This window comes from Candidatus Anoxymicrobium japonicum (genome assembly GCA_002843005.1).
In the GTDB taxonomy this organism is placed as follows: Bacteria; Actinomycetota; Geothermincolia; order Fen-727; family Anoxymicrobiaceae; genus Anoxymicrobium; species Anoxymicrobium japonicum.
Map to the genome: position 1 here is coordinate 1 of PHEX01000052.1, position 12,262 is coordinate 12,262.

Consider the following 12,262-nt stretch of genomic DNA (forward strand, 5'->3'; position numbering starts at 1 on the left):
GACCGAGTCGTACTCGGTGAGTACGGCGAGGAAGCGGAACGCAGCAGGCGCGGATGCAGCGGCGTTCGCTTGCGAGTATTTATGGAATGGGGCACTAAGGCAGAGGTGATGCGTCGCCACGGCATCCACTCTGCGGAGCTCGCAAGGATTGAGAAAAGAGGCATTGAGGGCGCTCTCGCCGCTCTCAAGGAGAACCGCAGAAAGAAGCCGGATCCCGAGAAGGAGGCCCTGGCCAACGAGGTGGCCAGGGTCAAGGAGGCGCTGACCGAGCAGAGCGTGGAGGTGACGCTGCTCCGAAAAAACGAGATAGGCATCACCCAGGATCACTCGCGTCCCCATACCCCCAACGACAACGCCCACGCCGAGGCCGTGATCGCCACCGCCAAGCGCGAGCGCCTGTATGCCGGCGAGTTCGAGAACATCTACGAGGTTCAGGACGCGCTAGACGACCTGGTCGACCACTACAACAACGTGAGGCTGCGCCAGGGCATAGGGTACGTGACCTCCCAGGTCAAGCACATGGGCCTGGAGGAGATGGTGTTCGAGGCGAGGCGCTCCTCCCTTGCCCGGGCAAGGGAGGAGAGACTACAGTACAACAAGAGGATTGAGAACCCGGAATCAGACCAGGACTGGAGCGTCGATCAGGAGGCGGAAACCGTAACACTTATGGAGCCGGTTTTGTCCGGGAGGCTGTGACGCAACCCGTATCATATATTATGTTATCATGTGACTGGAAAGTCGGGGATATGCAGCAGACATGAAAAAGGCAACTGTTGAAAGAATCATTGTCGCGCTTTTTCTGATCGCGCTGGCCGGCGTGGGTGGCATCCTCATGACGTTCCGCGTCGCCGATAGTCAGAAAAAAAATTATTTCGACCAGCGAAAGGTTCAGGCGGCTGCAGCGGCGGCTGCGTTGGATTACGCCGACATCGAAGCGTTAAAGGCGACTTCAGAGGATCTCAACTCAGATGTTTACCGGTATCTCCACGCACAGCTCAGAAGAATAAAGCAGTCAGACCTCCGCGTCAGATTTGTTTATCTTATGCGTCCCGTGAACAAAAAAATGGTCTTTCTGGTGGACGCTGAGGATCCATCCTCCCGTGATTTTTCGCCACCCGGTCAGGTCTACGAACAGGCTTTGCGCGATGAATTTCTGGTGTTTGAGGGGAAGAAAAAACCGGTTACCGTGATCGAGGGACCGATACACGATAGCTGGGGCACGTGGATAAGCACCGTGGCATACGTTACTGATAATGCCGGGAAGCCGATAGCGTTTCTCGGCACCGACGTTGATGTCGAGCGGGCGTTCGCTTCTATTGATCGGGTACGGCGTCTCGGCATAGCCCTTAGCCTGCTGGCTGTCGCGCTCATGTGTGTCGTAGCCGCGCAGTTCATAATCTGGAGTTATAACCGTGACAAGCGGGAATTGTTGCGTTTTGAGATGGAGCGATCCGTTCTTCACCTGAACGACGAGCTCATCAAGGCTGACCGCATGAAGTCGGATTTTATCCAGCTTGCGTCACATGAGTTACGCAACCCGGTGAACGCAGTCAAAATAGCGGTAGAGATGCTGGGGAAAAACGTGAGTGATAAGCTCTCCGATGACGAGAAGATGCTTGTCCAGATAGCTGAAAATGGGAGCGCCAGGCTGGTTGACCTGGTGGGAAACCTTCTCGACATTACGCGCATCGAGTCGGGCGATTACGCGTTCAATCCCAGTGATGTGGACGTGATCGAGCTCGTGTCGAAGACGGTACAGTTGCTCGAGCCACTGGCTGACAAAAAGCGGATAGGCTTGACGACTGATCTTCCCGATCGGAAGGTCGAAGCGAAGATTGATCCCCGGGCGCTGTTGAGAGTGCTGGAGAATGTTGTTTCGAACGCGATCAAATTTACGGATCACGGAGGCGTGGTCATCGAGGTGAAGACGATTAATGACAAGTTGTGGTTCTCGGTACAGGATACAGGCGTAGGAATTCCTGACTCGTTCAAGGACAAAATATTCAACAGGTTCTCCAGGTGCGAGAGATCCGACGATTATCGTCAGCAGGGCGCGGGAATCGGACTCGCGATCAGCAAGAGCCTCGTTGAGAGTCAGGGCGGGCGCATCTGGTTTGAGAGTGAGGAAGGCGGTGGCGCCACTTTCTATTTCGAGATCCCGCGGTATCAGGAGTCAAGTACGGTATAATTTCGAAAAAGATTGACGGGCCCGTAGCTCAGTTGGCAGAGCGGTGGACTCATAATCCATGGGTCGCAGGTTCGAATCCTGCCGGGCCCACCAGCCAGAAAACGCAACAGTAGGGGTCAGGCCCCAGTGTTGCGTTTTTCGCGCCAGGGGAGTAGTTCGATCAGTGTAATCTCAGGTGGGCAGTTGAGCCGAATCGCGGGAAGAAGAAAGAAGTGCTCGCTCCCCACTCCGGCGGAGACGTTCAAGCGTGTTCTGCCAACTTTTCTAAAACCCCTGACCCATGACCGTGGAATCGCGCAACCGGTAGCCAGAGGCCCTATAAAAGGAACTCTCACCTGGCCACCGTGAATGTGCCCGGCGAGGCAGAGGTCAACAGGGATGTCCGACATGTCCAGTATGTAATCGGGCGAATGGCCGAGAAGAATAGTGAAGTCATCCGGCGCGGCGCTTTTGTGCCACGATAGCACGCGGCGGCGCGTGGCCAGGGATCGCGGTGTAAGGCCCAGTAGCCTGATTATGGATGAGTGAAGTTGCCGAAGTGATATCTCATCGAAAGGACTGCCCGATAGTTCTGGAGTAAGACCCAGCAGTTTGATTGCGGTTCCGTTGGCGTTGATTGTCTTTTCCTTGTTGTCCAGGAAAATCATCTTTCCGATTTTGTTTCTCCTGGCTATAAGACCGTCCATGTTCCCTTTTACTGAATAAATGCCGTAAGGCGCCGCGACCCCATCAATCAGTGACGACATCTTTTTTATTTCTGAGTTGAAGCTGTTCAAAGGTCCGGGGTGCATGAGGTCACCGGTATAGATAAGAATATCCGGGTTGATTTTGTTGATGCGAGCAAAGAGTCGCCGCTCACGCTTATTTATGGATCGCGGTTGGATGTCGCTGACGTGGAGGATGCGAACAGGCTTTTTCACCTTGCTCGAGTATATTCTGACTCTCCTCAACTCCAGCCGGTTTGGCTCGATGTACAATCCGTCAATAACCGTAGCCAGCAGTATCAGCGCGCTCAGCGCCAGTATGCCCGTCAATATCGGATTTTTTCGGCGGGAAAGAAAGAGCTTGAAAGCCGCCAGCAGCATCACCGCCGGGAAAAGGAGCAGGACAAATTGCCAGACGTAGTTTGAAAAACGCAGCAACAACTCCATCTCTTCCTTCCTGTTGATTTCGCGTTTTCTTATATGCTCTGTGAAACTCAAATTTTCTTTGTATGTTGACAGATAGGCAAGCAAGCAAGCCGAGAGAGCATTCCAAAAGGTCAGGGCCGCGGATCCGCAGAAATAGAATGTCAAAGGTTGGCGCTACTTTCCCGCACGTGTTTGAAGTTGGAGTGATGAGGATGCCAGAAAAGAAAGACGACCCTGTATCAGGTGACGCAACCCGCAGGGGCAACACCTTTATCACCTGGCTCGCGCTGGAGTTTCCACCAACGCCCTACCTTGTCGATATGGTCAGGGTAACCATGGATACCACACTTGCGTATCAGTGGAAGATGATAGACGCCGTCCGGCTGGACGGGGCGCCTTAAATAGTCAGTGACGCGCGCAATCTTGTGTTTTCACTCATTTCCAAATGTTATATACTTCTTGCGGATCATCGCTTTCTTTCCTCATGTTCAAAATCGGCAACAGCATGAAGGACAGGCGGTGGCGGGCATGTTTCAACCCGGATACGGCTTTACGCCTATGAGAGGAGACAAAGATGTCAGGAACAGGAAAGACAAAAGAGAAGAAAGAGAGTTCGACGAAAGTGGACGTTGTAACCGGCGCCTGTGGGTTGGCGGGCAGTTACCTGGTCAAGCATCTCTTGGAAAAAGGCAGGAAAGTCAGGGCCACCGACCTGGAAGGCGCGCATGATTCTCCCAAGTCGGTCGGGCTGCGCAAGGCGCTCGACCTCGATTTCTCGAGGGACGGGGTTGAGTGGGTACCGACGGATCTGACCCGTAAAGAAACACTGGCACCGCTGTTCGACAGGGGAGACGTGAGCTGCCTGTTTCACACCGCGTCCCTGTACGATTACTCGGCGCCCTGGGATATGCTCGAAAAAGTGAACATCCACGGTGTCGTCAACATCATGGACGCCGCTATGTCCGGTGGCATTGAAAGGATGATTCACTGGTCGACATGTGGTGTTTACGGGCATTCCAACTTCCCCGGGGCGTATCTGGAGTATCACCCCTGGCGTCCCGCGGTCGAATTTCTGTGGAACATTCTTGTCAGACCGTGGCAGAAGAACGGAGTGTTCAAGCGGCCGCAGAGGCATCTAACGAATCAACCTATGACTGAGGATCGATCCAACCCCAAAAACACCGTCGGCGATACTCCCACCGGAACGTATCTCTCTAACGAGTACTGCAGGTCGAAGTGGATACAGGAACAAATCGTATGGAAATATCACAGAGAGAAAGGTTTGCCGGTTACCGTTGTGCGACCCGCGCCTATTTACGGCCCTGGCTCGGACTACGGTGTTACTAACATGCTGATAGAGCTTTCGGAAGGTCTTCTGCCGATGTATCCGGCGGCCAGCAAGCACCTTCTGTTCGGTGGCAACGTGCATTCGCGTGATATCGCGCGCGCGGCGGTATTTCTCTCGGAAATGCCAGAGAGTATCGGGGAAGATTACAACCTGGCGGACGGCTATCTCCTTTCGCACCGTGACGCGATTGACTATGTGGTCAAGCTGCTTGGCAGGAAGGTTCACTTCATTCCCGGCATTCCTATGCCCCTGTGGCAGAACGTCGCCGTTGCGCTGGGCAAATTGGCGTACTGGCTGGAAACCAGCTTCCCCTCGTATGCCCGGAGCCGCGTGCTGGATCTTGGGCAATTAAACTATCTCACAATGGGAATATGGATCTACAACAAGAAGATAAGAGATCTTGGGTTCGAGTTTGAGTACTCGGACTTCAAGGAAGGGTTGGCGGATACCGTCGCCTGGCTGATTCTCAACGGCACGATCAAGTAGCATTTCGGAGATCGAGAAAACGCATAATGGGGTCAAACCATTTTATGCCTTTTTATGCACACCTCCATTTATCTGTTGCAAAAGGCATAAAATGGTTTGACCCCATTATGCGTTTTGTGACGTGTCCGCGCGTCAGGAGGGGTTGATCAATGAATAGTGGCTCGCTTGCCGCGATCAGGTCTTACTGAGAGCGCGGCAGCAGCGCAGCAACCAGGGGGTTGAATATATTTTTGCCCGGCCCACCTGTCTCACGATTTCCCGCGCTGGCCTGTTGCCGTGGCAGAACAGAAAATGGGACCAGATGAACCTTCTCTTTTGCTGCCGCTTGCTGAATCCAGGCAGATTCATCGTGGGCCTTCTTCTCTCGAAGCTGTGGCAGAGCGGGGAGTCGAGCAGACCGAGTTCCTTGCACCTGTCGTACAGATCTGTGCCCGGATACGGGAAGAAGATGCTCAGCAGATACCAGTCAGGCGCGCATTCACGGGTCACCCGAGCGGTCTCCCGGAAATCCCGTCTGGTCTCGCCGGGGATGCCGATAAGGTTATATATTCCCACATGGAGCCCGTGACGCCTTGCCGAGCGCACCGCCTCAATGACGTCCTGGTTGGAGTAGTTTCTTTTCAGGACTTCACGCCTCAATCTCTCGCTGCCAGATTCCAGGCCGATATTGATGAACCTGAACCTCGCGCGCGCCAGGCCTGCGAAAAGATCGTCGTAGTTCGTATTTGGGGTTACTCTCAAGTTCGCGCCGAAGACAAGGGGCGTCTCGAGGTCTGAGTTCATCCGCTCGAGTTGCGAGCAAAGTTCACACGCCCATTCACGGTCGCATCCCAGTGTTTCCACTTCCAGGTAAACCTCAGGGAGATGGGGGTTTATGGCCTTGATCTCGAGAATCTCCTTCACCACGCTTTCGGGAGACCGCAGCCGGACGTACCTGCCGGGCGCGATGCGCGCGAGCGCGTGGTTGCAGCAGTAGGCACATTGAAAAGGACAGCCGCGGCCTAACAGGATCGATGGGCGCGACAGGGGATAGGCGGTCCACGGCAGCCACATCTCCCGGTCGGGAAACGGCAGCGAGTCCAGGTCGGCAAGGAACGGTCGCGAGGCGTTTCTCTCGATCTCTTCGCCGTGCTTGATATGGAGGTTCGCGATTCCCGTCGGCGCGCGGCCTTCTTCAAGCTGTGTGACAAGCTCGAGCGTCGGATACTCTCCCTCGCCCGCGCACACCGCGTCGAACGCTGATTCAAGGCACTCGTCCGGCTTGACGGACGCGTGAGGGCCGCCAGCCAGCATGAAAATGTCGGGGTTGTTTTTTTTCACCCGCGCCGCCATCTCCGACATGAACGCGAATTCGGTGTAGACAAACGTAAAGCAGATAAGCCCGGGGTCAAAGTCGGCAACGTGTTCCTCGAGCACGGCTTCGGTCTTTCTGGTAAGGACAACCAGCCTTGTCTCATGCCCTTCTCTCTTGAGAAGCGCGGAGATGTACGAAATGCCGAACTGCATCCGCTCGAGAGATTCCAGAGGTTTCTCAGGCGAGTAGTAATCTTCTTCTGAATGAACGAATAGTACCCTCATAGCGCCCAGTCTACCTGAAAGTGTACTCGTATCTCGTGCTTCTGAATCCCAGTATCTCCGCGAGAGCCTTGCCGCTGACGCTTTTGGCACCGCCCGCGCTGACGACACGGACGGTGCGCACTCTGCCTCCGGGGGTGCGATCTGAGAGGTCAACGAGCTTTAGCGCTCCGACGCCGAGTTTGCCCTGCAGGTCTTTTGCGGACATCTCTTTCACGGCAAGATACCTGGGCGATCTGGAACAGAACGAGTCGGGCCTTCCCCTCAGGTAGGGGATGCCCTGTCCGCCCCACACGTCCTCGTTGTTATCGGTGTGGCCACCGCAAGAGCCGCAGTAGGCCGCTATTATCGGGCTTCCGTTATAAAAGAGCGCCTGCCCGGATGTAGCGTCCACCGCAGCTTTGTTGTTGGGGGATTTCGAGACATCCTTGTTTTCGTCGAACGCCTGGCAGCAGTCGCCACTCGAGCAGATGTCATACCCTTGAGCGGTGTGCTTGCCGCGAGCGATAACTGAGAGCGTATACGCGCGCGCGGCGAGGTACAGCACCTTCAAGCCTTCTGGCGGAAAATCCTCGGGTTCCTCCGATAGATGGTACATGTACTCCTTCATCGAGAGTGTGTGTATGCGGCCGCCGCGGCCTTTGATTCGAATCGGGCGGTTGTCGTCCACCTGGGCGATGGTCACCCCTGTGTAGTAGGCGTTGATGATCTGCGTGGCGGAGTGGCCGGCCTGGGCACGGTAGCGAACACCGTCCATGCAGAGTCCCACGCCGTGCGCCCTTCCGTAGCACTTGAAGACGAATACGGCATTTGGACTGGTGAGTTCGCTTCCGGGTGAGAGGGCGACGCTCTTTTCGACCTCCGCGGTCGCGCCCTGCACGGGGATCTGCTTGATAGCCGGGACAGAGAATGGAGGCGCTTCCGCGGCGGCCGCTTTCACGTCGTCCGGAGGGCTCTCTTCGCGCACGGTCGCGTTCCACTCGGGGCGCCACTTGTGCTCGACTTTTGGAGACCCCCGTTGCGCGACAGCTATCTGGATGATCAGGAATATCAGGCCCAGCAATACGAAAAGCGCGGGAAAACCCCAGACAGGCAACCCTTTTCTGGCCTTGTGAAAAAGGTCGCTTCTCAGGTTTACAGCTCTCAGCTTCAGGTCTCTCAGCAAAAACAGCAACGCTTATCCATCCTCTCCAGAGGGGTCTACCTTTCCGTCTACCGCTAAAGTGGTAGACGGAGCGGGGGTCAAAGTTAAGTCATGTTACGTGCTCGAGCGTTACCTCTACGCGTCCGGGGAGTTCCTTGGTCCAGCCGGTGCGCACGATGTGCCCGGTCCAGGCCTCGTAGAGCCCGGTAATCTTACCCGCGACTATCCCTGAGTGAAACGGGTTTTCCACGACAAAGTGGACCTTGCGCCCATCGACCCACGCCGAGATCGGGTTCCCGATTCCCATCCACGGAAAGTCGGACATGATGTTTATCAGATTGCTGCCCTGGGGAATCGCGTAGCGCACCGCCGAGGTCTCGCGCATATACTTCTGTTCGAGCCCTTCCATCAGAGCAGGCAGCTCCGGCCCGAACTCTTGTTCGAGCCCTTTCAGAACGGCGTGGAAGCTTTGCGTGGGAAGCGCCACGAACCGCATGCCGGTTTGAGTATGCCGCAGGATTCCCTTCTCGAAGTCCAGGTAGATGCTGGCGGTTACGGCCAGTGGCACACTGCACCTGGGGCACTTGTCCAGTTCCAGGCTGCCGGGAAGGAACGGGGTTTCCGCCAGCGTCAACTGTTTTTCGGCGGACGGCTCGTCGCTGACCTTTTGAACAGTGATTATGTACTCGTTGGATTTGATCCGTTTCCACTCGACCCGCACCCCGATTCGCTCCAGGAACTCGAACACTCCTAATCCGTCACCCGCGATAAGAGGCACTGAATGAGGGTTTGTAATGAGAACCCGCGCGTGATTGCCGCTCGCGTATTCAATCAACTCTGCCCGGCCCATGCCAAGCCCGGCCATGTAGTTGAAGATAAATTTACTGGTGGCCTTGATGCCGAACTCCGGTCGGGCGATCTTCCCCCGTGGCAATTTGGTCAGGAACCCTGGCAAGAGCGTTTCGATGAACCGTTTGCCAACTTCCTTTTCCGCTTTGCAAATGATCGGATCGATGGAGGCGTTCCTCCATCGGGATACACCGCTAAAGAGAGCATGCAGCTCATCTACCTCGAGATAGACTAGGCGGGTATGCCCGGAGTCTTTGCCAATAATAGTGCCGTTCCGGGACCATGCCAGGAATTTCCCGTAAGGCACCGGGAATCCGCAATCTTTGCAGTATCTCATCAAGATCACCTTCAGTTGAGTTTCACTCAGACTACGTAAAAAGGGGTCAAACCCCTTTTTACGTTTTTTATTTTTTCATAAAAAAATGCGAGTATAATGTCATGTCTATAGTTTAATGCAACATTTGGAGGAGGTCGAATTGCCGCGATATGTTCATCATCCTCTCAACGAAGAAGTGCGCAGCATCGGCGGCTACTACAAGGTTCTTCAAGAAAGCGTTCTCGACTTTGAGGACAAGAAGATACTGTTCGCCCTCAAGGGCGCACACGCGGATACCGCTTGTTGCGGATCAGGTGGCATGGGTTTTCTGACTGTTCCGGGCTATCTGGTTTCCTGGAAGTCCGACAAGAACGAGGACGGCCTGCCAGTGAGCGAGGTCAAGCACGTTACGGACAGGGAAGCGCGCAAGCGTATCAAGGAGATTCTCAAAGAGAAGTTTCCGTATATAGACACGGTCGAGTTTGATTGAACAGGAGAAAAGGGAGTGATTGAATGGTTGGGATACGCTCGTACGGAGGGTATGTTCCACGCTATCGGTTGAACAGGATGGTCATCTTCGGGTCGATGGGCTGGATCAACCCGGCCAACATATTGAACGCGCAAGGTGAGAAAGCGGTTGCGAATTTCGATGAGGATGCGGTGACTATGGCGGCAGCCGCCGCGATCGACTGCGTCAACGGTTTTGAGAGGTCGGAAATCGGCGGGGTCTACTTCGCCTCAACGACCGCGCCTTACAGGGAACGCCTGTGCGCCAACCTGGTCGCGGGAGCGCTTGCCACCGGTGAGAGCATCAGAACCGTGGACTTTGCGGGGGGGCTCAAGGCTGGCGCCAGCGGGCTCATGGCGGCGCTCGACGCGGTCGCGGCTGGCAGCGCGAACAACGTGGTGGTATCGGCCGCCGACTGCAGGCTCGGAAAGATGGGCAGCGTCCAGGAGTTGATGTTCGCCGACGCCGCCGGCGCGGTGATGGTAGGAAACGATGACGTTATCGCCGAGTACAAGGGGTCGTTCTCCATGGGGCACGACTTCGTCGATCACGTGCGTGGCGCCGAGACCAGATTCGACCGCCAGTGGGAGGAGCGCTGGATCCGCGACATCGGCTTCGGCCAGTTCATTCCCGAGGCGGTCAACGGGCTGTGCGCGAAGCACAATGTGGCTCCAGGCGACTTCGCGAAGATAATCTACCCGTGCTACTACGGGGGCGCGCGCAAGGCGATCAACAAGAAGTTGGGCCTCGAGCCGGACAGGGTGCAGGACAACATGCAGGCCGTTATCGGCGATGCGGGCACGGCTCAGCCGATGATTATGCTGGCAAGGGCGCTCGAGGACGCGGCGCCCGGCGATAAGATTATGCTCGTGTCGTATGGGAACGGCTGTGACGCCCTTTTCTTCGAGGTTACAGACGCTATCCGAAAACTCGCTCCCAGGCGCGGCGTTTCCGGTTGCCTGGCGAGGCGCGCGGATTTGGACAATTATCAGAAGTATCTGGTCTGGCGGGGGATGGCGCCGGTGGAGCTTGGCCTCCGGAGCGAGGAGCAGAAGTGGACCCGCTGGTCGCTCATGTGGCGCGACCACAGAGCGATGCTGAGCCTCACCGGCTCGAGGTGCAAAGCTTGCGGCACACCCCAGTTCCCGCCACAGAAGATCTGTGTGAACCCGAACTGTGGAGCGGTGGATGATTCTCTGCCACATGTCATGTCGGATAAGGGCGGAAAGATCTTCAGCTTCACCTCTGACATGCTGGCTGCGACGATCAACCCGCCGGCGATGTACGGAGCGGTCGATTTCAACGGTGGAGGCCGCTACATGTTTGACTTCACGGATTGCGGCATTGATGACCTGGCCGTTGGCGGTTCCGTAGAGTTCAGCTTCCGCGTCAAGCACCGCGACGACGAGCATGACATCACAAACTATTTCTGGAAGGCAGTACCGGTCGCAGAGGGGGCGGAGTAAATGGCGGAAGGAATCAGGGATAAAGTAGTAATTCTCGGGATGGGTTGCGCCAGGTTTGGCGAGCGATGGGAGTCGGACTCCGAGGATCTGGCGGTAGAGGCTTTTACCGAGTGCCTAAAGGACGCTGGAATCGAGAAAAAAGAAATCCAGGCGGCATGGCTCGGCAGTCACTTTGACGAGATAAATATCGGCAAGGGCGGCAATTTTCTGGGCGCCGCACTGAAGTTGCCCCTGGTGCCGGTCACTCGCACGGAGAACTTTTGCGCGTCTGGAACAGAGGCGTTCCGCGGCGCCTGCTACGGCGTGGCGAGCGGCGCGTACGATATCGCGCTGGCGCTCGGTGTCGAGAAGCTCAAGGACACGGGTTACGGCGGGCTTCCCGACGCTCCGGCTTTCGGGCAGATACAGGCGATGATAGGGCCAAACGCGACAGCGCCTGGCATGTTCGCGCAACTCGCGACCGCGTACTCCGCCAGGTACAACGTGCCTATGGATAAGGTCAAGGAAGCGATGGCGCACATTTCCTGGAAAAGCCATCAGAACGGCGCCGGCAACCCGCGCGCGCACCTTCGCAAATCTATCCCGATAGAGCAAATCTCAGGCGCGCCGATGATCGCGTATCCGCTGGGCCTCTTTGATTGTTGTGGCGTGAGCGACGGCTCGGCGTGCGCGATTGTGACCACGCCGGAAATCGCCAGGAAGATCAAGCCGAACGACGACCTTGTAAAGGTGAAAGCGCTGCAGGTATCCGTGTCCTCCGGCGAGGAGGCGCTTTTCACCGACTGGGACGGCGCCGGCATGTTGACGACGCGGACCGCCGCGGTCAGGGCTTACAAGGAGGCGGGTATCATTAACCCGCGCGAAGAGATCAGCATGATGGAGGTGCACGACTGCTTTTCGATAACCGAGTTCGCGACGATGGAGGATCTCCAGATGTCAGCTCCCGGGACCGCGGCGGACGACATCCTCGCGGGGTTTTATGATCTGTCCGGGCAGATTCCGTGCCAGCCCGATGGGGGCCTGAAGTGCTTCGGGCACCCAATTGGCGCGTCCGGCCTGAGAATGCTTTTTGAGATGTACAACCAGCTTCTTGGCCGCTGGCCCGAGGAGCGCTCGGTGAAGAATCCGAAGTTCGGTCTCACTCACAACCTTGGCGGCGCGCCAAATCAGAACGTCTGCAGCATCGCGATTGTAGGAAAAGATTAACATACAAGGGGGGTCAGGCAACGTCTACCGCTTTAGCGGTAGACGG

11 protein-coding genes and 1 tRNA gene are annotated in these 12,262 nt (G+C 56.3%); 8 read left to right on the forward strand and 4 right to left on the reverse strand.

The window, feature by feature from the left end:
• The 3 genes from CVT63_06025 to CVT63_06035 all read left to right on the forward strand — a co-directional run.
• The coding region (locus CVT63_06025) for a hypothetical protein (protein PKQ27802.1) at positions 1 to 696 on the forward strand (696 nt) is incomplete at its 5' end.
• Positions 697 to 757: 61 nt separating this feature from the next.
• The gene (locus CVT63_06030; GenBank protein PKQ27803.1) at positions 758 to 2,188 is read left to right on the forward strand and encodes a hypothetical protein; all 1,431 of its coding nucleotides are present in this window, start codon (positions 758 to 760) and stop codon (positions 2,186 to 2,188) included.
• A 17-nt stretch (positions 2,189 to 2,205) separates the two neighbouring features.
• Positions 2,206 to 2,281 (forward strand) — tRNA-Met (locus CVT63_06035).
• A 23-nt stretch (positions 2,282 to 2,304) separates the two neighbouring features.
• On the opposite strand, the gene CVT63_06040 is transcribed toward CVT63_06035, so the two are convergent.
• On the reverse strand, positions 2,305 to 3,483 hold the full coding sequence (locus CVT63_06040; protein PKQ27804.1) for a hypothetical protein: 1,179 nt from the start codon (positions 3,481 to 3,483) through the stop codon (positions 2,305 to 2,307).
• Between CVT63_06040 and CVT63_06045 the strand changes: the two genes are divergently transcribed.
• Together CVT63_06045 and CVT63_06050 are read left to right on the forward strand one after the other, a co-directional pair.
• A complete protein-coding gene (locus CVT63_06045; GenBank protein PKQ27805.1) occupies positions 3,477 to 3,719 on the forward strand; it encodes a hypothetical protein in 243 nt (80 codons plus the stop codon). The genes CVT63_06040 and CVT63_06045 overlap by 7 nt on opposite strands.
• Positions 3,720 to 3,892: 173 nt before the next feature.
• On the forward strand, positions 3,893 to 5,152 hold the full coding sequence (locus CVT63_06050) for a hypothetical protein (GenBank protein PKQ27806.1): 1,260 nt from the start codon (positions 3,893 to 3,895) through the stop codon (positions 5,150 to 5,152).
• Between the two features lie 174 nt (positions 5,153 to 5,326).
• Here CVT63_06050 and CVT63_06055 read toward each other — a convergent pair whose 3' ends face one another.
• From CVT63_06055 to CVT63_06065, 3 genes are all read right to left on the reverse strand, one after another.
• Positions 5,327 to 6,730: a hypothetical protein gene (locus tag CVT63_06055; GenBank protein PKQ27807.1), complete on the reverse strand. Its 1,404-nt coding sequence runs from the start codon at positions 6,728 to 6,730 to the stop codon at positions 5,327 to 5,329.
• Between the two features lie 10 nt (positions 6,731 to 6,740).
• Positions 6,741 to 7,901: a hypothetical protein gene (locus tag CVT63_06060; GenBank protein PKQ27808.1), complete on the reverse strand. Its 1,161-nt coding sequence runs from the start codon at positions 7,899 to 7,901 to the stop codon at positions 6,741 to 6,743.
• Positions 7,902 to 7,980: 79 nt separating this feature from the next.
• Positions 7,981 to 9,057 (reverse strand): hypothetical protein, encoded by a 1,077-nt coding sequence (locus CVT63_06065; GenBank protein PKQ27809.1) that lies wholly within the window; start codon positions 9,055 to 9,057, stop codon positions 7,981 to 7,983.
• A 139-nt stretch (positions 9,058 to 9,196) separates the two neighbouring features.
• Here CVT63_06065 and CVT63_06070 point away from each other — a divergent pair, with 139 nt between their 5' ends.
• From CVT63_06070 to CVT63_06080, 3 genes are read left to right on the forward strand one after another with little or no spacing between them, the layout of a single operon-like run.
• Positions 9,197 to 9,526, forward strand: a complete 330-nt coding sequence (locus CVT63_06070) for a hypothetical protein (protein ID PKQ27810.1) — start codon at positions 9,197 to 9,199, stop codon at positions 9,524 to 9,526.
• Positions 9,527 to 9,549: 23 nt separating this feature from the next.
• A complete protein-coding gene (locus tag CVT63_06075; GenBank protein PKQ27811.1) occupies positions 9,550 to 11,010 on the forward strand; it encodes a 3-hydroxy-3-methylglutaryl CoA synthase in 1,461 nt (486 codons plus the stop codon).
• Positions 11,011 to 12,216 carry an acetyl-CoA acetyltransferase gene (locus CVT63_06080; protein ID PKQ27812.1) on the forward strand — a complete coding sequence of 402 codons (1,206 nt, stop codon included), beginning with the start codon at positions 11,011 to 11,013 and terminating at the stop codon, positions 12,214 to 12,216.
• Positions 12,217 to 12,262: the final 46 nt, after the last annotated feature.

What these genes read in the sequence shown, in the direction of transcription:
- CVT63_06050 (PKQ27806.1), top strand. Translation starts at nt 3,893, where the DNA reads ATGTCAGGAACAGGAAAGACAAAAGAGAAGAAAGAGAGTTCGACGAAA.
- CVT63_06075 (PKQ27811.1), top strand. Translation starts at nt 9,550, where the DNA reads ATGGTTGGGATACGCTCGTACGGAGGGTATGTTCCACGCTATCGGTTG.
- CVT63_06045 (PKQ27805.1), top strand. Translation starts at nt 3,477, where the DNA reads ATGTCAAAGGTTGGCGCTACTTTCCCGCACGTGTTTGAAGTTGGAGTG.
- CVT63_06055 (PKQ27807.1), bottom strand. Translation starts at nt 6,730, where the DNA reads ATGAGGGTACTATTCGTTCATTCAGAAGAAGATTACTACTCGCCTGAG.
- CVT63_06065 (PKQ27809.1), bottom strand. Translation starts at nt 9,057, where the DNA reads ATGAGATACTGCAAAGATTGCGGATTCCCGGTGCCTTACGGGAAATTC.
- CVT63_06030 (PKQ27803.1), top strand. Translation starts at nt 758, where the DNA reads ATGAAAAAGGCAACTGTTGAAAGAATCATTGTCGCGCTTTTTCTGATC.
- CVT63_06080 (PKQ27812.1), top strand. Translation starts at nt 11,011, where the DNA reads ATGGCGGAAGGAATCAGGGATAAAGTAGTAATTCTCGGGATGGGTTGC.